The sequence below is a fragment of the Actinoplanes sp. NPDC049598 genome, from assembly GCF_040675435.1.
Lineage (GTDB): Bacteria > Actinomycetota > Actinomycetes > Mycobacteriales > Micromonosporaceae > Actinoplanes.
On record NZ_JBFAOX010000006.1, the window covers coordinates 1 to 23,349 of the forward strand.

18 protein-coding genes are annotated in these 23,349 nt (G+C 71.8%); 9 read left to right on the plus strand and 9 right to left on the minus strand.

The genetic code is table 11. The features are described 5' to 3' along the window. Positions 1 to 358 precede the first annotated feature (358 nt). A complete protein-coding gene (locus tag AB0J66_RS15585; protein ID WP_364660286.1) occupies positions 359 to 1,519 on the minus strand; it encodes an MFS transporter in 1,161 nt (386 codons plus the stop codon). A 36-nt stretch (positions 1,520 to 1,555) separates the two neighbouring features. Between AB0J66_RS15585 and AB0J66_RS15590 the strand changes: the two genes are divergently transcribed. Further along, positions 1,556 to 2,623 (plus strand): LacI family DNA-binding transcriptional regulator, encoded by a 1,068-nt coding sequence (locus tag AB0J66_RS15590; protein WP_364660288.1) that lies wholly within the window; start codon positions 1,556 to 1,558, stop codon positions 2,621 to 2,623. Here the strand turns inward: AB0J66_RS15590 and AB0J66_RS15595 are convergent. Then, on the minus strand, positions 2,620 to 3,840 hold the full coding sequence (locus tag AB0J66_RS15595; RefSeq protein ID WP_364660290.1) for an ROK family protein: 1,221 nt from the start codon (positions 3,838 to 3,840) through the stop codon (positions 2,620 to 2,622). The two genes, AB0J66_RS15590 and AB0J66_RS15595, sit on opposite strands and share 4 nt — an antisense overlap. Before the next feature lie 73 nt (positions 3,841 to 3,913). Between AB0J66_RS15595 and AB0J66_RS15600 the strand changes: the two genes are divergently transcribed. Further along, on the plus strand, positions 3,914 to 4,741 hold the full coding sequence (locus tag AB0J66_RS15600) for a class I SAM-dependent methyltransferase (protein WP_364660292.1): 828 nt from the start codon (positions 3,914 to 3,916) through the stop codon (positions 4,739 to 4,741). 56 nt (positions 4,742 to 4,797) lie between these two features. After that, the gene (locus tag AB0J66_RS15605; protein ID WP_364660294.1) at positions 4,798 to 5,016 is read left to right on the plus strand and encodes a hypothetical protein; all 219 of its coding nucleotides are present in this window, start codon (positions 4,798 to 4,800) and stop codon (positions 5,014 to 5,016) included. 9 nt (positions 5,017 to 5,025) lie between these two features. On the opposite strand, the gene AB0J66_RS15610 is transcribed toward AB0J66_RS15605, so the two are convergent. From AB0J66_RS15610 to AB0J66_RS15620, 3 genes are all read right to left on the minus strand, one after another. After that, positions 5,026 to 5,160, minus strand: a complete 135-nt coding sequence (locus AB0J66_RS15610) for a hypothetical protein (RefSeq protein WP_364660295.1) — start codon at positions 5,158 to 5,160, stop codon at positions 5,026 to 5,028. Positions 5,161 to 5,294: 134 nt separating this feature from the next. Beyond that, entirely contained in the window at positions 5,295 to 6,086 is a 792-nt protein-coding gene (locus AB0J66_RS15615) for a hypothetical protein (RefSeq protein ID WP_364660296.1), read from the minus strand. Between the two features lie 384 nt (positions 6,087 to 6,470). Then, positions 6,471 to 7,853, minus strand: a complete 1,383-nt coding sequence (locus AB0J66_RS15620; RefSeq protein ID WP_364660297.1) for a PLP-dependent aminotransferase family protein — start codon at positions 7,851 to 7,853, stop codon at positions 6,471 to 6,473. Here AB0J66_RS15620 and AB0J66_RS15625 point away from each other — a divergent pair. From AB0J66_RS15625 to AB0J66_RS15635, 3 genes are all read left to right on the plus strand, one after another. Continuing rightward, positions 7,852 to 8,799, plus strand: coding sequence for a DMT family transporter (locus AB0J66_RS15625; protein ID WP_364660299.1), 948 nt, complete (start codon positions 7,852 to 7,854; stop codon positions 8,797 to 8,799). The genes AB0J66_RS15620 and AB0J66_RS15625 overlap by 2 nt on opposite strands. 142 nt (positions 8,800 to 8,941) lie before the next feature. Next, the gene (locus AB0J66_RS15630; RefSeq protein ID WP_364660301.1) at positions 8,942 to 9,772 is read left to right on the plus strand and encodes an oxidoreductase; all 831 of its coding nucleotides are present in this window, start codon (positions 8,942 to 8,944) and stop codon (positions 9,770 to 9,772) included. A gap of 61 nt (positions 9,773 to 9,833) precedes the next feature. Further along, positions 9,834 to 10,181: a DUF2203 domain-containing protein gene (locus AB0J66_RS15635; protein ID WP_364660303.1), complete on the plus strand. Its 348-nt coding sequence runs from the start codon at positions 9,834 to 9,836 to the stop codon at positions 10,179 to 10,181. On the opposite strand, the gene AB0J66_RS15640 is transcribed toward AB0J66_RS15635, so the two are convergent. From AB0J66_RS15640 to AB0J66_RS15650, 3 genes are all read right to left on the minus strand, one after another. Next, complete coding sequence (locus AB0J66_RS15640) at positions 10,178 to 12,697, minus strand: DNA topoisomerase IV subunit A (RefSeq protein WP_364660305.1); 2,520 nt, start codon at positions 12,695 to 12,697, stop codon at positions 10,178 to 10,180. The genes AB0J66_RS15635 and AB0J66_RS15640 overlap by 4 nt on opposite strands. Before the next feature lie 14 nt (positions 12,698 to 12,711). Continuing rightward, complete coding sequence (locus tag AB0J66_RS15645; protein WP_364660306.1) at positions 12,712 to 14,763, minus strand: DNA topoisomerase IV subunit B; 2,052 nt, start codon at positions 14,761 to 14,763, stop codon at positions 12,712 to 12,714. 139 nt (positions 14,764 to 14,902) lie between these two features. Next, positions 14,903 to 15,505 carry an adenylate/guanylate cyclase domain-containing protein gene (locus AB0J66_RS15650; protein WP_364660308.1) on the minus strand — a complete coding sequence of 201 codons (603 nt, stop codon included), beginning with the start codon at positions 15,503 to 15,505 and terminating at the stop codon, positions 14,903 to 14,905. A 177-nt stretch (positions 15,506 to 15,682) separates the two neighbouring features. Between AB0J66_RS15650 and AB0J66_RS15655 the strand changes: the two genes are divergently transcribed. Together AB0J66_RS15655 and AB0J66_RS15660 are read left to right on the plus strand one after the other, a co-directional pair. Further along, positions 15,683 to 18,463, plus strand: a complete 2,781-nt coding sequence (locus tag AB0J66_RS15655) for an AAA family ATPase (protein ID WP_364660310.1) — start codon at positions 15,683 to 15,685, stop codon at positions 18,461 to 18,463. Positions 18,464 to 18,620: 157 nt separating this feature from the next. Beyond that, the gene (locus tag AB0J66_RS15660; RefSeq protein WP_364660312.1) at positions 18,621 to 19,397 is read left to right on the plus strand and encodes a DUF5995 family protein; all 777 of its coding nucleotides are present in this window, start codon (positions 18,621 to 18,623) and stop codon (positions 19,395 to 19,397) included. A 19-nt stretch (positions 19,398 to 19,416) separates the two neighbouring features. Here AB0J66_RS15660 and AB0J66_RS15665 read toward each other — a convergent pair whose 3' ends face one another. Continuing rightward, positions 19,417 to 20,214, minus strand: coding sequence for an inositol monophosphatase family protein (locus tag AB0J66_RS15665; protein ID WP_364660314.1), 798 nt, complete (start codon positions 20,212 to 20,214; stop codon positions 19,417 to 19,419). A 163-nt stretch (positions 20,215 to 20,377) separates the two neighbouring features. Here AB0J66_RS15665 and AB0J66_RS15670 point away from each other — a divergent pair, with 163 nt between their 5' ends. Continuing rightward, complete coding sequence (locus AB0J66_RS15670; protein WP_364660315.1) at positions 20,378 to 23,323, plus strand: discoidin domain-containing protein; 2,946 nt, start codon at positions 20,378 to 20,380, stop codon at positions 23,321 to 23,323. Positions 23,324 to 23,349 lie beyond the last annotated feature (26 nt).

Here is a 23,349-nt window from a genome sequence, read left to right on the forward strand (position 1 = left end):
ACCGCAACAGTCCTGGCAACCTTGATCCTCAACGAGCCCATTTCTCCCGCTCTGACGGCGGGCAGCGTGCTGTTACTCAGCGCGGTCGTGATGACTCATATCTCGTCCGGCCGCCAACCGGAATAGATCTCGCCGGAGGCGACCACCCGGCCCCGGGACGTCGCCTCCGGCGAAGCAAGCGGTCGTCTCGAGACCCCTCGCGCACGGAACTCGGCAAATCAGTGCGCTCAGGTCCCGAGTGGCGCCATGATTGCTTGCACGTAGCGTGATCAGGCTCCTGCCGACCCGGTGCCGGCAGAGTGGTGCCGAAAGTCGCGAACACCTGGCGCCCAGACTCGCGAACGAAGCCACGGGGTGGTCAGGCGTCGGGGGCGGGGTTTCGGGCGGCGGCGCGTAGGCCGCTCCACAGCAGGGCCAGGCAGAGGGCGATCAGGATGGGCTCCAGCGCGAAAGCGGTGGACAGCCCGAAGCGGTCGGCCAGGCTCCCGAGCAGGAACGGGGAGGCGGCGGCGGTCAGGCCCAGGATCAGTTGCGATCGGGCGTTGGCCTGGTCCTCGCGGCCGTGGGCGGCGGCAAGGGTGAGTGACAGGGCCAGCGGGTAGAGGTTCGCGATGCCCAGGCCGCAGAGGAAGAGTCCGGCCACGGCGAGCGCGGGTGTGCCGGTCAGCCAGAAGAGCAGGAATCCGGCGCCGGTGAGCGCCAATGAGGCGTACAGCAGGATTGTGCCCCGGCCGGGACGGCGGGTGAGGCCGGCGCCGAGCAGACGTCCCACCAGGATCCCGAGGTAGTTGGCGCTGAGGGCGGTGCCGGCCGCCGCGGCGGACATGCCGATGCCGACCAGGACCTGCGGGCCGAAGTAGACCAGGCAGAACTCGACGGCCGAGCTGACCGCGGTGAGGACGGCGAACAGCCAGCAGGCCAGCGGTAAGCGGCCGCCTCGTTCGCTCTCGTGGTGCTCGCGCGGTGGGGGTAGCGGCTCGCGGCGATAGCGCAGGTAAAGCGCGGCCAGCACGATCACCGGGAGGGCGAAGGCGGACCGCCAGCCCAGGACGGTTCCGGCCAGGGCGCCCAGGATCAGCGGGGCGATGACCGCGGAGGCGCCGGCGCCGATGTTGGCCTCGGTCAGCGCCTGGTCGCGTCTGGGGCCGTGCCGGTCGGAGAGAACGGCTTGGAGCACGGTGAGCAGCATCGTGCCGGTCAGGCCGAACACGACGGCGGCCAGCAGGGTGACCGGGGCGCCCCGGCCGAGGGTGAACAGGGCCGCGCCGAGGACGGCGCCCAGGGCCGAGCACCACAGCAGCAGTCCGCGCGGCACCCGGCGGGCCGTCCACGTGAAGGCGGCCCCGGCCCCGGCCGCGCCGAGCGCCCACAGCACCGAGTAGAAGCCGAGCAACGTGTACGAGAACCCGAGCTCGTCGCGGAGCAGGGTGACGGCCGGGCCGAACGCGTACAGCCAGAACGTGTAGCAGCCCAGGGCCGCGTACGAGAGCACGGTGGGCGCGTCCCGCGTGAACTTCACTTCGTCTGTGTATCGATACACAAGTACAGTCTGAGCGTGACCAGCCCCGCCCGCAACCCGAAACGACGACCGACGATGGGTGATGTCGCCCGGGCGGCCGGCGTCTCGCCGATGACGGTGTCGTACGCGTACTCCCGGCCGGAGCGGGTCTCGCCCGACACCGCCGACAAGGTGCGGGCGGCGGCCCGGGAGCTCGGCTACCCCGGGCCGCACCCGGCCGCGCGGTCGCTGCGGCGCGGGCGGGTGGGCTCGCTCGGGGTGGTGCTGGGTGAACGGCTGAGCTACGCGTTCGACGATCCGCAGGCGGCGCGGTTCCTGGCCGGGGTGTCCGACGTGTGCGCGGCCGAGGGGGTCGGGCTGACGCTCGTGCCGATCGCGGGCGGCCCGTCCGACGCGCAGCGGGTGACGCAGGCGGCGGTGGACGGGTTCGTCGTCTGGACCACCAGCGACGACGATCCGGTGCTGGACGCGGTGGCCGGCACCGGGCTGCCGGCGGTCGTGCACGCGGGGCCGGGCAAGCACGGCCTGCCGGTGATCGGCATCGACGACGGGGCGGCGGCCCGGGCGATCGGCGAGGTGGCGTTCGCGGGGGCGCGGCGTCCGGTGGTGCTGGGCTTTCCGCTCGACCGTCGCCGCACCCGCCAGTTGCTGACCGGCGACGACGTGCCGGAGATCAGCTTTCCCGTGACCCGGCACCGCTGGGCCGGCCTCCACGACGCCTGGACCCACCCGAGCGACACTTCCGCGCAGTCGGCGGCCGACCTGCGGTTCGCCGTGTGCCCGGTCAACACCGTCGCCGACGGCGAGGCCTTCGCCGCCGAGCTGCTGGCCGGCGACGATCCACCGGACGCCATCGCGGCGATGAGCGACGAGCTCGCCCTCGGCGCGCTGCGGGCGGCCGCGAGCGCCGGCCGCCGTGTGCCGGCCGACCTGGCGGTGACCGGCTGGGACGACAGCGACCGGGCCGGGCCGGCCGGTCTGACCACTTTGGCCCAGTCACTGCGCGATCAGGGCGCCCATTGCGCCCGGGCCGCCCTGGGCCTGCCCACCAAGGACCCGGCCCAGCACGACTGGAAGATCGTCGTCCGCGACACCACGCGTTAGCGGCGGGCGCGTTGCCTCGGGGCGAACGCCATGATCGGCTCGGCCGGGGGTTCGGGGAGGCCGCCCTCGGCCAGGAGGCGGGCGACGGGCAGAGTGGCGGCGCCCATCGCGACCGCGTCGGGGCCCAGTTCGCAGACGTCGATGCTGGTCTTCGAGTAGGGGCGGCGCAGGGCGTGCCGGGCCGCGGCCTGGCGGATCTCGGGCAGGAAGCGGGCGGCGAACGCCGTGCCGGTCTCGCCGCCGACGACGATGCGCTCGGGGCTGAACAGGTTGATCAGGTCGGCGATGCCGGCCCCGAGATAACCGGCGGTCCGTACGAAGACTTCGGTCGCCCTCTCGTCGCCGGTCTCGAGCATCCGGGGCAGGAGGTCGGGCGTCAGCTCCTCGCCGGTGGCGGCGGCCAGCCGGGCCGCGATGCGGTCGGCCCCGATGTACGCCTCGAGACAGCCGCGCGCCCCGCACCGGCACTCGTCGCCGTCGTAGATCAGCGTGGTGTGGCCCCACTCGCCGGCGTTGCTGTTGGCCCCGCGGTAGGAGCGCCCGTCCATGACGACGGCCGCGCCCACCCCCGTACCGATCATGATGATGACCGCGTGGCGCGCGCCGCGCCCGGCGCCGAACCACATCTCGGCCTGGCCGTGGGTTTTGGCCCCGTTCTCCACGAAGACCGGCACGTCCGTGCCGGCCCGCAGCATCTCACCCAGCGGCACCGCGTCCCATCCGGTGGACTGCGAGTCGACCACGCCGTCGTCCACCTCGACCACGCCGGGCACACCCACGCCGAAGCCGAGCACGTCCTTGGTCTCGACCCCGGCCTCGGCCACGACCTGCTGCAGGCCTTCGAGCAGCCGGGCCGCGACCTGGGCCGGATCGTCGTCGTGCTCCAGCGTGGCCGCGGCCAGCCGGGCCATCGACAGGTCGTAGAGCTCCACCAGCACCCGCGTCTCGGCCACGTCGGCCCCGACCACGTACCGGTAGGACGGCCGGACCCGGAGCAGCACGCGCGGCCGGCCCCCGTCCGAGCCGACCAGACCGGCCTCCTCGACCAGCCCCTCCTCGATCATCTCGCCGATCAGATTGCTGACACTGGCCTGGCTGAGCGCCGTGCTGGCGGCGAGCTGCTGACGGCTCTGCAGCCCGCCGCGGAACAGGTCGGTCAGCAGACTGGCCCGGTTCGCCCGGCGCACGTCCCGGACGGTCGTCCGCCTGGTTTCCATGACCAGACATTCAACGCCATGCCCGGGGAAAAACTGAAGGCGCGGGTCACCGGTGGCGGCATATCGTGCCCGAGTGACCGACTATCGCGACGTGAACCGGGCCAACTGGGACGATCGGGCCTCCGCCCACGCGGCCTCCCCGGGCTACGGCCTCAGCCGATTCCGCGACGACCCCGCGCATCTCAGCCATGTCGTCCGGTTCGACCTGCCCCTGCTCGGCGATGTCGCCGGCCTGCGCGGCGTCCACCTGCAATGCCACATCGGTACGGACACTGTGTCGCTCGCCCGTCTCGGCGCGACCATGACCGGCCTCGACTTCTCGTCGAAGTCGCTCGAGGAGGCCCGCCGCCTCGCCGCCGACGCCAAGGCCGATGTCCGTTATGTGGAGTCGGACGTGTACGACGCGGTGTCCGCGGTCGGCGACGGCTACGACCTGGTCTACACCGGAGTCGGCGCGCTCTGCTGGCTGCCCGACATCCGCCGCTGGGCGCAGACTGTGGCCGCCCTGCTGCGCCCGGGCGGCCGTCTCTTCATCCGGGAGGCCCATCCCGTGTTGTGGTCGCTCGACTACGAGCGCGACGACGACCTGCTCGTCCTGGTCGACCCGTACTTCGAGACGGAGGCCCCCTCGGTGTACGAGGAGGAGGGCACCTACGTCGAGACGGACACCGCCTTCACGCACAACGTGACGCACTCCTGGAACCACGGGCTCGGCGAGATCGTGACCGCGCTGCTCGAGGCCGGGATGACCATCACCGGCCTGGTCGAGCACACCAGCGTGCCCTGGCACGCCCTCGAGCGCCTCATGGACGACATCGGCGACGGTGAGTACCGGCTCCGCGACAAGCCCAACCGGCTGCCGCACACCTACACCCTTCAAGCGGTCCGTACGCCCGTTTAGAGATCAAAGCGATCGGGGTAACTCCGCGGTCATCCCCACGACCTCTGGAGGCCCCGATGCGCTTTGGCACTATTGGCGGGCTGATCGTCATTCTCTGGCTCGTTCTGGGCGGCGTCGCCGCGTACGAGCGCGGTTACTTCAAGGACACCGGCGACACCAGCTGCGCCGAGTTCGGCACGATCGTCGTCACGACGTTGGCCGGCCCGCTCAACTGGATGGGCGTCAACCCGAAGATCAAGTGCGACGTCCCGGACGTTCCCGAGCCTAGTAAGTAGGCCCCTGCGTCAATCCCCGAGCCACGGACCATCGAGCACACCGGCGTCGAGCGCGACGCCGGTGACCGCTTCCAGCGCCGGCACCGTCCCCGTGACGCACCAGCCCTCGCCGAGGCGCGCAATCAGATCGACGGGCTCGTGCATCGCTCCAAAATAGAGCGCCCCCGCTCGTACGCCTAAATCTTCCGACCCGGCGCGGCCGGCTGATGGCCCCGCCGCGCCCAGCCGATCACCCCAGCGCGGCCCACACTCCCCACCGGCGGGCGGGCGCCTCGGCCTTACTCGTGTGGGAGCAGGCGGCGCCAGGTCACACTGACCACCCGGTCGTCGGGCAGCCGGTAGGAGCGCCAGTCCCAGACGTCCTTGCGCGGCAGGGCTTCGAGCACGGCCCGTGCCTGGCGTCCGCGCAGGTCACGGCTGCTCCACCAAGCATCCTGAGGAAACGCGGGCGGGCGGACGCCGGACGGCCACGGCTTCGTCTCACTCGTGGGGCCACCGCCGGCGAGGACCGCGACGAGGCGTACGGCCTCCGGGCGGTAGGCGGCGCCGCGCCGGCGGACCTGCTCGCGGCAGGCCATGAGGGCGTCGTACAGCTTGTAGGTCGCCGCCGCGTAGCCGTGGTGCTCGCGGTAGGGCGTGAGGGCGTACACGTCGAGCCGCAGCGTCCGCCCGCCGGACCGAGCCTCGAAGTGGCTCGTGGGCGCATCCGAGATCTGCGGATCGCCGGGACCCAGCAGCAGCTTGCCGTTGGCCGGGTCGCGCAGCACCCGCACCGAGTGCCGCAGCAGCGTGTCCAGCGCGTCCGGCCGCAGCCGCAGCCGCCGCTCGGCGTCGACGATCGCCGTCCCGTCCCGGTAGACCACCAGCTGCGGCGGCCGCACCTGGTCGTAACCGGCCGGCACGAAGCCGCCACCCTCGCTGTAGACCAGGACCGGGTCGTTGCCGTACGCCGCCGCGCTGCCGGGCGCGGCGCCCGGCTCGCTGCCGTGCGCGGTGCTCGCTACCGTGCCCGGCACCAGGATGCCGGCCGCGACGGCCAGCGCGCCGGTCAGTAGTTGCCTGCGTTCCATCACTGTCCCCCGTTCGCCGCTTCCCCCAATAAACGCACATATCGGACAGGGGCAACGGCCCATGCCAAGGCTCGGGCCGAACGTCGGAAAGCCCTATCCATTCGGCCAGCAGCAGCGACTAACCCTGGGCGCGGGCCAGCGCGGAGTGCGGCGAGGCGCGGAGTGCGGCGAGGCGCGGAGTGCGGCGAGGCGCGGGGTGCGGCGAGGCGCGGGGTGCGGCGGGACGTGAGGCAGCTGGCCGGGCGGGGAGCGGCGAGACGGAGCGCGGTGGAGCCGCTGGCCGGGTGGGCGCCGCGAGGTGCGACGGGGTGCGGTCCGGCCAGGTGCGGCGCGGGGCGCAGGGTGCGGTGGGGCCCGGACCAGACGGGTGCGGACCGGGCGGGGTCAGCGCAGGGCGCGGGCCAGACGGCGTACGGCCTCGTCCATCTGGGCGGGTGGGGTGGCGGCGTAGGTCAGGCGTAGGTGGGGGGCGGGCGGCTCGGCGGCGTGCCAGGGGCGGCCTGGGAAGACGGTGACGCCCTCGGTGGCGGCGGCGGCTGTGAGGGCTACGTCGTCGGTGGCTTCGGGGAGGGGGGTCCACAAGTGCAGGCCGCCGCGGGGGATGGCCGGGGGGACCAGGGTGGGGGTGTGCCGGTGCAGGGCGGTCAGCAGGGCTGCGCGGCGGGACTGCAGGGCGGAGCGCAGGTGGCGAAGGTGGCGGGACCAGGCGGGGGACGTGACCAGCTCCAGGGTGGCCTGCTGCAGGGGGCCGGCCACGAAGAAGTCGTCCAGGAGGCGGGCCGCGCGCAGACGGGCGCCGGCGGGGCCGCGGGCGCCGATGGCGGCGACGCGCAGGGCGGGGGCGGCCGACTTGGTCAGGGAGCGGATGTAGACGACGTGGCCGTCGGGGTCGTCGGCGGCGAGAGGGCGTGGGGGTTCGCCGTCGATGGTGAGGTCGCGGGCGTAGTCGTCCTCGATCAGGAACGCGCCGGCGTCGCGGACGGCCGCCGCGACGGCGGGGCGGCGGGCCGTGGAGAGGGTGGCGCCGGTCGGGTTCGCGTACAGGGGCTGGCAGTAGAACAGCCGGGCCCCGGTTCGGGTGAAGGCGTCGGTGAGGTGCTCCGGGCGTACGCCCTCGGGGTCGGCCGGAACCGGAACCACCCGGAGACCGCAAGCGCGCGCCGCCGCCAGAGCCCCCAGGTAGGTCGGCGATTCCACGAGGATCGTGTCGCCGGGCGCGGCCAGGGCGCGGAAGGCGGTCGAGAGCGCAGCCTGGCCGCCGGGGCAGATGACCATGTCACCGGCCCGGAGACCTACGGACCGGGCGAACCAGTCGCGCAGATCCTCGCGGCCCTCGGCCGGGCCGCGCTGCCAGCTCGCCGGCTGCCGCGCCGCCCGGGCCAGCGCGGCCCCCAGCGCCGCGGTCGGCTGCAGGTCGGCGTCGAGGTAGCCGCCGGTGAGCGGAATCGCGCCCGCGGGCGGTAACGCCAGTAACGCCTGCATCTCGTTCTCGCCGGGCCGCCGCGGCCCCAGCGCGACGGTTTGCCAGGACAAGTCGGGCGGTGCCTCGACGATCCGCCGAGCCGCCACGAAGGTGCCGCGCCCGGACCGTGTCTCGACCACACCTTCGGCCACCAGCCGTCGGATCGCCTCGGCCACCGTGACCGGCGAGGCTTGATGGCGGGCGGTCAGCTCGCGCACGGATGGCAGCCTCGACCCGGCGTCGGCCCGCGCCGCCAGCCCGCGCAGATCTTGGATAACCCGGGCCGCTGCGTTACCGTCACTCATGAAAGAGCAGAGTAGCGCTACTGAGCCGAGCACGATAACAGCGGGCTTCACCCTCGGCGCCCTGGGCGTGCTGGCCTTCAGCCTGTCGCTGCCCATGACCCGGGTCGCCGTGCAGCAGCTCGACCCGTGGTTCGTCGCCTTCGGCCGGGCCGTCGGCGCGGCCGGGCTGGCCTGGGTCTACCTGCGGGTGACCCGCGCCCCGAGCCCGACCCGCGAGCAGTGGCGGCGGCTGGCGATCGTCGCACTCGGCGTGGTCGTCGGCTTCCCGCTGTTCACGTCGCTGGCGCTGACCACGCAGACGTCCGCCCACGGGGCCGTCGTGGTGACCGTGCTGCCCGCGATGACGGCCGTCTTCGCGGTGCTGCGGGCCGGCGAGCGCCCACCGCCGGTCTTCTGGGTCGCGAGCGGGGCCGGCCTGCTGGCCATCGTCACGTTCCTGATCCTGAGCGGCGCGGTTTCCGGCGCTCTTTCCTTCGCCGATCTCTTCCTGCTCGCCGCCGTCGTGCTCTGCGGCCTCGGCTACGCGGAGGGCGGCGTCCTCGCCCGCAGCCTCGGTGGCGCCCGCACGATCTGCTGGGCCCTGCTGCTCTCGCTCCCGGTCTCCGTCCCGGTGACGATCGCGGCCGGGGTGGCCGCTCCCCCGCGGGCCGGCCTGGGCGGCTGGTCGGCCTTCGCCTACCTCACCGCGATCTCGATGTTCCTGGGCTTCTTCGCCTGGTACGCCGGTCTCGCCCGCGGCGGCATCGCCCGCGTCGGCCAGATCCAGCTCGCCCAGCCCCTGCTCACCCTGGCCTGGTCGGCCCTGCTGCTGGGCGAGTCGATCACGCCACTTTCGATGGTGGCCGCCGCCGTGGTCCTGGCGTGCGTCGTCCTGACCCAGCGAACCCGCCGCCCGGCCGTTGTCCCGCCGCGCCCGGAGGCCCAACCGCTCAGCCGCGCCCGCTGAGCGAATCCAGCAAGGGAGGCGTGGGCCTGCTGAGCGAATCCAGCAAGGGAGGCGTGGGCCTGCTGAGCGAATCCAGCAAGGGCGGCGTGCACCCGCGTCTGGCGGGTATTGACGGAGCAACCCCATCACAGGAGAGACGCGCATGACCACGTGGCTGATCACCGGCTGTTCCACCGGCCTGGGCCGGGCCCTCGCCGAGGCGGTCCTCGACAGCGGCGACAACGCCGTCGTCACCGCCCGGGACGTCGCCGCCGTGGCGGATCTGGCGGCCGCCCATCCCGGCACGGCCCGGGCGGTCGCCCTCGATGTGACCGACCCGGGGCAGATCGCCGCGGCCGTGGGCGAGGCCGAGACCCGTTTCGGCGGGGTCGACGTTCTGGTCAACAACGCGGGGTACGGATACCGGGCCGCGATCGAGGAGGCGGACGAGGCCGACGTGCAGCGGCTGTTCGCGACGAACTTCTTCGGCGCGGTCGCCATGATCAAGGCGGTGCTGCCGGGGATGCGGGTGCGCCGCAGCGGGTCGATCCTGAACATCTCGTCGATCGGCGCCCGCATCTGCCCGCCCGGCTCGGGGTATTACGCCGCGTCCAAGGCCGCGCTGGAGGGCATGTCCGGCTCCTTGCGCAAGGAGCTCGAGCCGCTCGGCATCACCGTCACCGCCGTCGAGCCGGGCGGGTTCCGCACCGACTTCGCCGGCCGCTCCCTGACCGGGTCGGCCACCGCGATCGACGACTACGCCGACACCGCCGGCCCTCGCCGCAAGGAGAACGACCGGGCCCACGGCACCCAGCCCGGCGATCCGGCCCGGGCCGCCCAGGCCCTGATCACGGCCGTACGCTCCGGAAAGGCCCCCGAGCTGCTGATGCTCGGCACCGACGCCGTCACCGCGATCGAGTCGGTCCTCGACCACCAGCGCGCCGAGATCACTACTTGGCGCGAGCTGAGCCTCAGCACCGACTTTCCCTCCTGACGGCGCGGCCGGCGACGGGGTGGGTGCGCCCGGCGCTGGGCGATGCGCCAAGCTAGGCGTCATGGGTCTGTTCACCGTGGCCGAGGCGCGCTCGGAGCTGATCCGCCTGCGGCCCGTTCTCGACCGGATCGTCACGCTGCGCGCCGACGCGGCAGAGCTCGGCGCCGTCCTCAACGCCGGTGGGGGCGGTCTGCCGGAGTGGAAGGCGGCCACGGCCCGCCTGGACGACCTGATGACCGAGATCCAGCAGACCGGGGCCGTGCTCAAGAGCCTGGCCCCGCTGCTGGTCGACTTCCCGTCCGAGCTGGACGGGGCCGAGGTCGACCTCTGCTGGCTCGAGGGCGAAACCGAGATCACCTGGTACCACCGCAGTGATCTCGGCTTCGCCGCCCGGCGAAGACTCCCCTAGCCGCGCTCGATCAGGTGGCCGATGATCTGCGGCCCCATCAGGACGGCCTCGCCCGAGCCGTCGCGGCGGGCGTCCGGCTCCGGAAGCTCGATCGGGTCGCCGGTCTTGCTGGCGCCCACCGGCCGCGGGCCGACCCAGGCCACCGTCAGGGCCGTCTCGCCCTTGAGGAAGCGCTGCACCCGCACGCCGCCGGTCGCCCGGCCCTTACCGGGGTAGGCCGCGAACGGTGAGACCTTGACCTGGGTGCCGGTCGAGGTCACGACCATCGGCTCGCCGTGGTCGGCGTCGGTCGTGGACACCGCGTTGAAGCCGATCACCTCGGCCCCCGACGACAGCGCGATGCCGGCCATGCCGCCACCCTTGAGGCCCTGCGGCCGGACGTTCTTGGCCTGGAACTTCAGCAGGGACGCGTCCGAGGTGACGAACGTGAGCCACACGGCCGGGTCGGTGATCCAGGTGGCCTGGAGGATCTCGTCGCCGTCCTTGAGGCTCATCACCTCGAACTCGTCCGAGCGCACCGGCCACTCGGGTGCGGCCACCTTGACCACGCCCAGCTTGGTGCCCATGGCGATGCCGAGGCCCTCGCCGACCAGCGGCGCCATCCCGACGACACGCTCGCCCTTCTCCAGCGGCACCAGCTCCGACGCGGACACGCCGCCGCGCAGCGACACCGTGCCGACCTGCTCGGGCAGCACCGGCAGCGGCAGCACGTCGGTCTTGAAGGCGCGGCCCCGGCTGGTGATCAGCAGGATGCGCCCGCGCGCGGTCGAGTGCACCACGGCCCGTACGGCATCGTGCTTGACCCGGCCCGAGCGGCGGCGCCCCTCGGCGGCCTCCTCGCTCTCGGCCGCGGTCCGCGCGATCAGCCCGGTCGCCGACAGGATCACCTGGCACGGGTCGTCGGCCACCTCGAGCGGCCCGGCCGGCGCCGACGCGGCCAGCACCTCCTTGAGGTCGCCGCCGATCAGCGTGGTCCGCCGGGCCGCGCCGAAGTCCTTGGCCACCTCGGCCAGCTCGTCCGAGACGACCTGCTTGAGCACGTCGTCGTGGTCGAGGATGCGGGACAGCTCGGCGATCTCGGCCCGCAGCCGCTCCTGCTCGGTCTCGAGCTCGATGCGGTCGAAGCGGGTGAGCCGGCGCAACGGGGTGTCCAGGATGTACGTGGCCTGGATGTCGGAGAGCGAGAACTCGCTCATCAGCGACGCCTTGGCCGACGCGGCGTCGTCGCTGCCGCGGATGATGGCCACCACCCGGTCGATGTCGATCAGGGCGACGAGCAGGCCGTCGACCAGGTGCAGGCGGTCCTGCCGCTTGGTCCGGCGGTACGTGGTGCGGCGGGTGACCACGTCGTACCGGTGCTGGACGAAGACCTCGAGCAGCGCTTTGAGCCCCAGGGTCCGCGGCTGGCCGTCGACCAGGACCAGGTTGTTGATGCCGAACGAGCTCTCCAGCGGGGTCAGCCGGTAGAGGTCGGCCAGCAGGGCCTGCGGGTTGACGCCGACCTTGCACTCGATGACCAGCCGGGTGCCGTGCTCGCGGTCGGTGAGGTCCTTGACGTCGGCGATGCCCTGCAGGCGGGCCGCCTGCCGCTGGCCGCGCCGCGGGCCGGAGACGATGAGCTTGCCCTTCACCTCGTCGGTGATGGCCTCGATGATCTTCTCGGTGCCCACGCCGTACGGCAGCTCGGTGACCGTGATGGCCTGGCGGCCGCGGCCGCCCTCGAGCGGGCCGGTCACCGCGCGGGCCCGCATGCGCACCACGCCACGGCCGGTCTCGTAGGCCCGGCGCACCTCGTCCAGGCCGAGAAGCTGACCACCGGTGGGCAGGTCGGGACCGGGCACGAAGCGCATCAGCTGGTCGAGGTCGGCCTCGGGGTGGGTGATCAGGTGGCGGGCGGCCGCCACGACCTCGCCCAGGTTGTGCGGGATCATGTTGGTGGCCATGCCCACCGCGATGCCCGACGTGCCGTTGACCAGCAGGTTCGGGAAGGCGGCGGGCAGCACCTTGGGCTCGACGTCGCTGCCGTCGTAGGTCGGCTTGAAGTCGACCGTGCCCTCGCCGATCTCCCCGACCAGCAGCATCGCCTCGCGCGACATCCGGGCCTCGGTGTACCGGGAGGCGGCCGGGCCGTCGTCGGGCGAGCCGAAGTTGCCGTGCCCGTCGATCAGCGGCGCGTTGAGCGAGAAGTCCTGCGCGAGGCGGACCAGGGCGTCGTAGATCGCCACGTCGCCGTGCGGGTGGTACTTACCCATCACGTCGCCGACGACGCGGGCCGATTTCACGTAGCCCCGGTCGGGGCGGTGGCCCTGCTCGGACATCGACCACAGGATTCGGCGGTGCACCGGCTTGAGGCCGTCGCGGGCGTCCGGGAGCGCCCGGGAGTGGATCACCGAGTACGCGTACTCCAGGTAGGAGTCCTCGACCTCGGTGGTGAGGGGGTTGTCGATGACGCGGGCGCCGGCCTGGTCGAAGGCGGACAGGTCGACGCGGTTGTCAGTGTTCTTACGGCGTGCCATGGGACAGCGACCTCTCAGGCGTCGATCGTCTCTTCGTCGATCCGGCCGCTGGCCTCGATCAACCAATTCTTCCGGGGCTCGACCCGCTCGCCCATCAGCAGCTCGAGCGTGGCCTCGGCCCGCTCGGCGTCGTCCAGCGTGATCCGCCGGACGGTGCGGGTGGCCGGGTTCATCGTGGTGTCCCAGAGCTCGTCGGCGTCCATCTCGCCGAGGCCCTTGAACCGGGGAACCGGCTTCTGGACCGCGCCGCCGCCGCGCTCGATGCGGGCGACCGTCGTCTCCATCTCCTGCTGGGTGTAGGTGAAGATGGTCTCGGAGTTGCGGCCCTTGGTGACGACCTTGTGCAGCGGGGGCATCGCGGCGTAGAGCCGGCCCTGCTCGATCACCGGGCGCATGTACTTCGCGAACAGGGTGATCAGCAGGGTGCGGATGTGCGAGCCGTCGACGTCGGCGTCCGCCATGATCATGACGCGGCCGTAGCGCATCGTGCCCAGCTCGAACGTGCGGCCCGAGCCGGCCCCGAGCACCTGCACGATGGCCGAGCACTCGGCGTTGTCGAGCACCTGCTGCAGCGACGCCTTCTGCACGTTCAGGATCTTGCCGCGGATCGGCAGCAGGGCCTGATATTCCGAGCTGCGGGCCATCCGGGCCGTGCCGAGCGCGCTGTCACCCTCGACGATGTAGAGCTCGCTGCGGGCGATGCCGGTGGCCCGGCAGTCGACCAGCTTGGGCGGCATCGACGCGCCCTCGAGGGCGGTCTTGCGGCGGGCCGCGTCCTTCTGCTGTTTCTGGGTCAGCCGGACCCGGGCCGCGTCGACCACCTTCTGCAGGACCGTACGGGCCTCGGCCTTGGTCTTGCGGTCGTCGATCCACCCCTTGAGGTGGGACTCGACCAGGCCCTGGAGCACGCGGGTGACGCCGGCCGTGGACAGCTCGTCCTTGGTCTGCGAGGTGAACTGCGGCTCGGGCACCCGGACGTGGATCACCGCCGTCATGCCCTCGAGGATGTCGTCGAGGACGGGCACCTCCTCCTTGGGCTTGAGCAGGCCGCGCGTGTTGCGGATGGCCTCGCCCAGGGCCCGGACGAGCGCCCGCTCGAAGCCCTTGCGGTGGGTGCCGCCGTGCATGTTGCGGATCGTGTTGGTGAAGCACTCGACCGTACGCTCGTAGCCCGTGCCCCAGCGGAACGCGATCTCGATCTCGGCCCGGCGCACGACGTTGGACTGCATCACGCCGTTGGCGTCGGCCGCGTTCTCCTTGTACGTGCCCTCGCCGTTGACCAGCAGGATGCCCGAGACCGGCTTGTCGCCCGAGTGGGTCAGGAACTCCACCATGTCGGTCAGCCCGCGCGGGAAGTGGAAGGTCTCGGTGGTCGGCTCCTCGGCCGTCTCGTCGCGCAGCGTGTACATCACGCCGGGGACGAGGAACGCCGTGTTGCGCAGCTTGGCCCGGACCACGTCGACGTCGAGCCGGGCCCCGGTCTCGAAGTAACGGGCGTCGTACCAATACCGGATGGTCGTGCCGCTGGGCTCGGCCCGCTTCATCCGGCGGACGATGCGCAGGCCGGACTCGGGGTGGAACTTGGCGTCGGGGCCCGGGCCGTCGAAGGCGCCGGGCACGCCGCGCTGGAACGAGATCTCGTGGACCTTGCCGTCCCGCTTGACCTGCACGTCGAAGCGCAGCGAGAGCGCGTTGACGGCGGAGGCGCCGACGCCGTGCAGACCGCCGGAGGTCTTGTAGCCGGACCCGCCGAACTTGCCGCCGGCGTGCAGCCGGGTCAGCACCAGCTCGACGCCGTTGAGCCCGGACTTGGCGTTGACGTCGGTCGGGATGCCCCGGCCGTCGTCCTCGACCTGGACCGAGCCGTCGGCGTAGAGCGTGACGGCCACCCTGGTGGCATGGCCGCCGACGCCCTCGTCGGTGCAGTTGTCGATGATCTCGTTGGCGAGGTGGTTGACACCCCGGCTGTCGGTGGAGCCGATGTACATGCCCGGTCGCTTCCGGACGGCGTCAAGCCCCTCCAGGTGCGTGAGGTCATCGGCCCCGTACAGAGTCTCCGCGGTCACGAGGTGGCACTCCCGATCGGCCTTGGTGGGTGGTCAGGTCGCGGCGAGCCTACCGGGAGCCTCCGACACTTCCCGCCAACCGAGCCGGTACCGGCCAACGAAGAACCGGACGATACCGGCAAAAGTAACGCCGGGTGACCTACGCCACGCAGAGAACCCTCTGGGGCTCGAGAGCCCGGAAGAGGTCCAGCGGGTACGGCTTGCCGGCCACCCGCACCGGCGGCAGCTCCTGATATGCGATGGACTCGTCAGTAACCGAACGGGTCGACGAGCAAACCACCACGGTGTCATGGGGCGCGTACGCCTGCAGCCGGGCCGCCGTGGCGACCACGTTGCCGCTGATCATCCCGTGCCCGAAGTCGCGGGTCGCCGCGACGTCCACGATGACGTCCCCGGTGGCGACGCCCACCCGGGTCCGTACAGCGAACCTGCCGGCCAGGAGCTGCCCCCTCAACGCCTCCTGGACCGACAGGCCCACCCGTACCGCCGAGGCGGCCGCCTCCGGGCCGAACCCGGTCGCGTCGGTGCCGAACACCGCCATGACCGCGTCACCCACGTATTTCTCCACCACTCCGCCGCCGGCGCGGACCACTTCGCTCACGGTTCCGAAGTAGTCGCGCTGCAACGCGCGGACCTCCGCGCAGTCCAGGTCGTCGATCAACGAGGTGAAGCCCACGATGTCGATGAAGAGGACGGTTACGGTCTGACGCCGCTCCTGCTCCGCCATAGCGATTGCGGTCATGTCTCACGCTCCCCCAATTCCGTGCTGTGCCCCGGGAGAACGGTGCCAGCCCGGGTCCACTCCCCGGATCTGCAGAACGACGTATCTCTGACACTTCAAGACCCCGTCACTTATGTGACGCAGAACAGACCGAACCGCCGACAACGTGCTAGGTCGGTTCGCACTAGGCTGCCCACCATGGCCAGCGAGGAGGACGGGCCGCTTGTCGGGCGTACCGGCACGCTGACCCAGATCCAGACCGATCTGCGCAACGCGGGCCCGGGCGGGACCTCCGCGGTGTTCCTCACCGGGGAGAGCGGCGTCGGCAAGAGCCGGCTGCTGCGCGAGACCGCCTCGGCGATGCGCGACGCGGGCTTCGCCGTGCTGTCCGGAACCTGTCTCGACATCGGCGACGCCTCCCCGCTGCACCCGGTTCTGCAGGCCCTGCGCCAGCTGGACCACAGTGTCCAGCCGACCGACGCCGGCGACCTGCTCGACCGGGTGTCCCAGGCGCTGCGCGAGGTGGCCGGCGGCCGGCGTCTGCTGCTCGTGCTCGACGATCTCCAGTGGGCCGACCGCAGCACCCGTCAGCTGCTGCTCTACCTGCTCGCGGGTCTGGGTGACGTGCCCCTGGCGGTCCTCGCCGCCGTGCGCGCCGAGGCGCTGCACGGCGCGCACCCCCTGCGCAAGGTCCTGGCCGAGTTGCGCCGGCTGCGGTCGGTACGGGTCGTCGACCTCGCCCCGCTCGACCGCGAGCAGACCGTCGAGCTGGTCACCGCGATCACCGGCGGCACGGTCGACCCGGAGGACGCGGAGCGGGTCTACAAGCGTTCCGGCGGCAACCCGTTCGTGGCCGAGGAACTGGCCCGTGACCTGCGCGACGGCCGGGTCGAGCTCTCCGACACGCTGCGCGAGATCTTCCTGTCCCGGGTCGACGAGCTTCCCCCGGAGGCGTACTCGGTGGTCCGCGCCATCGCGGCCGGCGTCGAGCCGGTCGACCACGCGGTGCTGGCCCGGATCGTCCCCCTGGCCGAGGATCAACTGATCGAGGCCGTACGCGCCGCGGTGGCTCACCGCTTCGTGATCAGCGAGCCCGCCGGCTACCGGCTGCGGCACCGCCTGGTCTCCGAGATCCTGGCCGACGAGGTGCTCCCGGCCGAGGCCACGGCCCTGCACCGCCGGTACGCGGAGGCCCTGGAGTCGGGCGAGACCGAGCCCGACCACCCCCGCCTGGCCCACCACTGGCAGCGCGCCGGCGAGCCGGCCCGGGCCCTGCCCTCGGTGGTGGCCGCGGCCCGCGACGCCGAGGCTCTCTACGGCTACACCGAGGCCCACCGCTACTGGACGACCGCGCTCGACCTGACCACCGGCGACGCTCCCGAGCGGACGGAGCTGCTGGCCCACGCGGCCGAGTCGGCCCACCGCTGCGGCGAGCACCAGCTGGCCCTGGCCCGCCTCGACGACCTGGCCGCCCGGCCCGACGCGCCGAGCGTCTGCGACCTGCATCTTCGCCGCGCCCGCTACCTGACCGCGGCCGGCCGCACGGCCACCGCCGAGGCCGAGTACGTGCACGTGCTTGAGGCGCCCGACTGCAGCCCGGCCCAGCGCGCGTCGGCCGCCGCCGAGCTGGCCGAGCTCCTGCTGCACCTGGGCCGCTACGCCGACGCCAACGAGCGCGCCCGCGAGGCCCTGGAGATGGGCGGGGCCACCAGCGCCGACCTGGTCCGGGCCAGCGCCGCCCTGGGCTTCAGCGCCGCCTTCCGCGAGGACCCCGACGCGGGCCTGGCCGTGCTGCGCCAGGCGGTCGAGATCGCCGAGCGCAGCGGCCACCCGGACGAGATCGGCGTGGCCTACCTGCACCTGGCCGAGCTGCTGGCCGGCCCGCTGAACAGCATCGAGGAGGGCGTCCTGGTCGCCCGGCGCGGCGCCGAGAAGGCCAGCCGGACGTACGCGTCGCGGCTGCTCGCGATCGCCGCCAACGGCCTGTTCCGGGTCGGTCAGTGGGCCGAGGCCGACGCCGTGCTCGACACGGCCATGCGCCACCGCCCGTCCGGGGCCGAGGCGGTCGAGCTGCTGCTCTCACGCTGCCGGCTCTGGGTCGGTTTCGGCGACGCCGAGGCGGCCCATCGCGACCTCGACGCGGTGGCCACCCTGCTGGCCGGCGGCGGCGCCCGGCACGTGCTGCCGATGCTCACGCTGCGCGCCGGCAACGCGATGTGGCTGGCCCGCTGGCCCGAGGCCCGCGCCGCCGTGCAGCGCGGCCTGCTCGAGACCCGCTCCGACGACCTGGTGCTGATCGGCATCCTGGCCTGGCACGGCCTGCGGGCCGAGGCCGAGGCGCACGCGGCCGGCGCCGAGGTCGACCCGCTGGCCCTGCGCCGGCTCAAGTCCGCCGTGAACCGCATGGCGGCCGGCGTCGGCAACGCGGCGGTGCAGGTCCGGGCCGTGATCGACGCCTACGTGGACCTGTGCAACGCCGAGATCAGCCGGGTCGAGGGCCGGCCCGACCCGGCGCCCTGGGCCCGCGCGGCCGGCGCCTGGGACAAGCGCCAGCAGCCCTACCCGGCGGCGTACGCGCGGCTGCGCCAGGCCGAGGCGATCCTGCAGCGCAAGGTCCGCAAGGCCACGGCGGTCGCCCCGCTGCGCGAGGCCTACGCGACGGCGATCGCGATGGGCGCGCGCCCGTTCGCGGCCGAGATCGTGTCGGTGGCCCACCGTTTCCGGGTGGCCCTGGCCGACGACACCGACACCGTGCCGATGCCGGCTCCGGAGCCCGATGAGGGCGATGAGCTGGGCGCTCTCACCCAGCGCGAGCGTGAGGTGCTGGCCGCGCTGGCCGAGGGCCTGACCAACCGCGAGATCGGCGAGCGGCTGTTCATCAGCGAGCGCACCGTCGGCGTGCATGTCGGGCACATCTTCGACAAGCTGCAGGTGCGTACGCGCGTACAGGCCAGCCGGGTCTATCTCACCGCGGCGTGACCATTTCGTTATCTGGCTCGTTCGAATACGTAGTTCTACCGATCCCTACGTAGGTAGCCGGTGCGAGGCTGTCCGCACGGGGGAGCACCATCCCGGCGGCCACCGCCGCCGGGATGGTGCTGGGGGCCCTCCGCCGAGATCGCCGTGGAGGAAACCGATGACACAGTCGGTCTGGGGACCCGTGCAGCGGGAGATGACTGATCTCCTGCAGGGCTACCCCGACGACGTGCCCGCCGTTGTCGACCAGCTGACGAAGCTGCAGGACATCTTGTTGCGGGTGCCGCCGCTGCTGGTGGAGAACCCGCTCGGCGACTTCAACAAGCTCTATCTGACGATCACCCAGGGCGTGCTCGAGAAGCTCTACGACGGCGAGTTCAAGGACCCCGCGTTCCTGTCCCGGCTCGACGTGGAGTTCGCGGCGCGCTATTTCGACGCGCTGCGCGCCTGGGCCGGTACGGATGCGAGCCCACGCTGCCCGCAGGTGTGGGGCAGCCTGTTCGCCCGCATCCCCGGCCCCGACTGCCGGCCGTTGCCGTCGGCCTGCGCCGGGGTGAACGCGCACATCAACTACGACCTGCCGTTCGCGCTGGTGACCACGTTCGACCACCTCGGCACCGAGCCGGTCGACGAGAGCGACCAGCACCACGACTACCTCGTCATCAACGAGATCTTCGCCGACTCGATCCCCGGCCTGCGCCGCGGCTACCTCGAGAAATGGCAGCTCCTGATCGACATGATGAACGGCTGCCTGGACGACTGGTGGCAGGGCGAGGCCGTCGAGTACACCCGCAACGTGGCCTGGCGCAACGCGCAGAAACTGTGGACCCTCCGCCACGACATGAGCGCCCTCGACAAGGAACGCGCCGGCCTCGACCGCGTCGCCACCGACCTCAACCGGCTGCTGCTCTCGCCGCTGGGCTCTTTCCTGCAATAACCCTTCTTGCTGTACGCGGTCAGGCCGGCGACCGCATGAGCGGCGAGATCATGGCCACCAGAGCGTCATGATGACTCCCGGCGCTGAGCAACGCTGTTCCGTCCCCGGTGAGCAGAGGGCCGCCATGGAGATCAGTCGCTCGGCCGCCGGCTTCCTCGAGAATGATCGGAAGCGGCGCCAGGTCTTCATAACCCATCTCCGTACCGGCGATCACCACAGCGTCGACCAGCCCGGTCAGCAAGCCGCCGATCCCACCGAGATGCCCGGTGATGCGGGTATTGCGGTGCAGCGAGCTCAGCAACTCCGCCGGCCACCCCGCCGGGTTCACCAGTTCCACCCGGGCGGAGGCGAGATCTGGGGCGTGCCTCAGGACCGGCTCCGTGTCCTTGCCATCCGTACGGATGCGGCAGCCGAGCCCTCGGCCCGCGTAGATCAGCTGCCGCGCCACCGGCTGGTTGACCACGGCCAACGCCGGGCCGCACTCGTCCTCGAGGGCGAGGTTGGTGCCGAAGATGGGGATGCGGTAGGTGAAGTAACGGGTCCCGTCGATGGGATCGATGATCCACCGGCGGCCCGAGGTGCCGGCGGTGGCGCCGAACTCCTCGCCGTACAAGCCGTCCGCGGGGAACTGGTCGGCCAGCTCGCTTCTGATCAACGTCTCCACGGCCAGGTCGGCGTCGGTCACCTCCGTCCCGTCCGCTTTTACGGCTGTCGAGAAGTCGGCCGCGAAGAACCGCTCCGCGGCCAGACTGCCCGCCCGCTGGGACAGGGCGATCGCGAATTCCATCAATCGCCGATCGACGGGAGGCGCTTCCATCGATGCAGAGTAGACCGCCAGGTCTCGGGAAAACGCTCTCCGAGAACGGGGACGGCGATGGGCCACGCGGCCCGGAACAAGCCGAAACTATTGACATGCGTGAAACCTCGGGGCAAGACTGCGGACACTGTTGGAGAGCGCTTTCCCATCCCCAGGAGTCCCCTTGCGCACTCACAAAATCGTCCCCCTAGTTGTCCTTGCCCTGGTCACGGCCTTCCTCACCGTGACCCAGGGCCCCGCCCACGCGGCCGACGCGCTTCTCTCGCAAGGCCGCCCGACCACCGCCTCCTCCCAGGAGTCCGGTGACACCGCCGCCGCCAACGCGACCGACGGCAACGCCGGCACCCGCTGGTCGAGCCAGTTCGCCGATCCGCAGTGGCTGCGGGTCGACCTCGGCGCCACCGCCACGATCACGTCGGTGACGCTCCAGTGGGAGGCCGCCTACGGCAAGGCGTACGAGATCCAGACCTCGGCCGACGGCGCCACCTGGACCAAGATCTACGGAACGACACAGGGCGCCGGCGGCACCGAGACCCTCACCGTCAGTGGCACCGGCCGCTATGTGCGCCTCTACGGCACCGCTCGTAACGGCGGCTACGGCTACTCGCTGTGGGAGTTCAAGGTCTACGGCTCGACCGGCACCACCCCGCCGCCGGCCGACGACTTCACCACCGTCTGGCAGGACACGTTCGACGGCACCGCGCTGAACACCGGCAACTGGCTCGCGCGGACCGGCACCTCGTACCCCGGCGGCGCCGCGAACTGGGGCACCGGCTCGGTCGAGACGGCCGCCACCTCGAACGTCACGCTCGACGGGTCGGGCAAGCTCAACATCCGCGCGGTCCGCGACGGCGCCGGCAACTGGACCTCCGGCCGCATCGAGACGCAGCGCACCGACTTCGAGCCGCTGGCCGGGCAGCTCACCCGCTTCTCCGCGGTGATCAAGCAGCCCGACGTGGCCAACGCGCTCGGTTACTGGCCGGGCTTCCGGGCCACCGGCGCGGCGTACCGCGGCAACTACAACAACTGGCCCGGCATCGGCGAGACCGACATCATGACCGACGTCAACGGGCGCAACCAGCTCGCGCAGACGCTGCACTGCGGCACCGCGCCCGACGGGCCCTGCGCCGAGTACAACGGCCGCTCGTCCGGGCTCGCGTCGTGCACCGGCTGCCAGAGCGGCTACCACGAGTACTCCCAGGTCATCGACCGTACCAAGACCGACGAGGAGATCCGCTTCTACCTAGACGGCCGGCAGACCTGGGTGGTCCGCGAGTCGCAGGTCGGCGTGACCGCGTGGAACGCCGCCGTGCACCACGGCTTCTTCCTGCGCCTCGACCTGGCCATCGGCGGCTCGCTGCCCAACGCGATCGCCGGCCGCACCACCCCCACGGCCGACACCACCTCGGGCGGCGTCCTCAGCGTCGACTCGATCACCGTCGCCCGCGCCACCGGCACCACCCCCACCCCGATGACCGACCCGGCGCCGCCCACCGGCCCCAGCGTCGTCAAGGTCACCGGCACCCAGGGCAACTGGCGCCTGCAGGTCAACGGGGCCAACTACCAGGTCAAGGGCCTGACGTACGGGCCGCCGCAGGCCGCCGCCGACGGGTACATGCGCGACCTCAAGAACATGGGCGTCAATACGATTCGGACCTGGGGAGTGGACGACGCCAATACCCCGACGCTGCTCGACCGGGCGTCCCGGCAGGGCATCAAGGTGATCGTCGGCCACTGGCTCAACCAGGGCGCCGACTACGTGAACGACACCGCCTACATGAACTCGGTCAAGGCGGAGATCGTGGCCCGGGTCAACACCCTGAAGAACAACCCCGGGGTGCTGATGTGGGACGTCGGCAATGAAGTCATCCTCACGATGCAGGATCATGGCCTGTCCGCGGCCGAGGTCGAGGCCCGCCGGGTCGGCTACGCGAAATTCGTCAGCCAGGTCGCCCAGGCCATTCACGCGGCCGACCCGAACCACCCCGTGACGTCGACCGACGCCTATACCGGGGCGTGGCCGTACTACAAGCAGTACGCGCCCGACCTGGACCTGCTGGCCGTCAACTCGTACGGCGCGATCGGCAACGTCTACAACGACTGGGTGGCCGGCGGTTACACCAAGCCGTACATCGTCACCGAAGCCGGCCCGGCCGGCGAGTGGGAAGTGCCGAACGACGTCAACGGCGTCCCGACCGAGCCCACCGACCTGCAGAAACGTGACGGCTACACGAACAGCTGGAACGCTGTCAACGCCCACCCGACCGTCGCCTTGGGCGCCACCGAATTCCACTACGGCCTCGAGAACGACTTCGGCGGCATCTGGCTCAACACGTTCACCGGCGGCTGGCGGCGCCACGGCTATTACTCGCTGATGCGTGCCTACACGGGTCAGCAGCCGGCCAACACGCCGCCGGAAATCACGGCGATGAGCGTGCCCACCTCGGTCCCCGCCGGTGGCAACCTCACCGTTTCCGTCACCGCCACCGACCCGCAGGCCGACCTGATCCGCTACAACCTCATGTATTCCGACAAGCACATCACCGGCAACACCGGCCTGACCAACGTGACGTTCACGGACAACGGCAACGGCAGTTTCACCGCCAAGGCGCCCGACAAACTCGGCGTCTGGAAGGTCTACGTGTACGCGTTCGACGGCCACGGCAACGTCGGCATCGAACAGAAATCCGTCCGCGTCACCCCGCCCGTCATTTCCGGCACCAATCTCGCTCGCGGCAAGACCGTGACGGCGTCCAGCTATCAGCCCACCGGAACGAACGGCCCGCAGCTGCCCGCGTACGCCGTCGACGGCGACTATGGCACCCGCTGGGCCAGCGAATGGGTCGACTCGGCCTGGCTCCAGGTCGACCTCGGCTCGGTCCAGTCCATCCGCCACCTCCAGCTCGCCTGGGAGGCCGCCTACGCGACCGGCTACCGCGTGGAGACCTCCACCAACGGCACGAGCTGGACCCAGGCGTACGCCACGTCGTCCGGCGACGGCGGCTTCGACGACCTGGACGTGACCGCCTCCGGCCGCTACGTCCGCGTCACCGGGACCGCCCGCGCCACCGGCTACGGCTACTCCCTGTGGGAGCTGGGCGTCTACTGATCGCCCTCCGCTGGGCTGAGATGCGG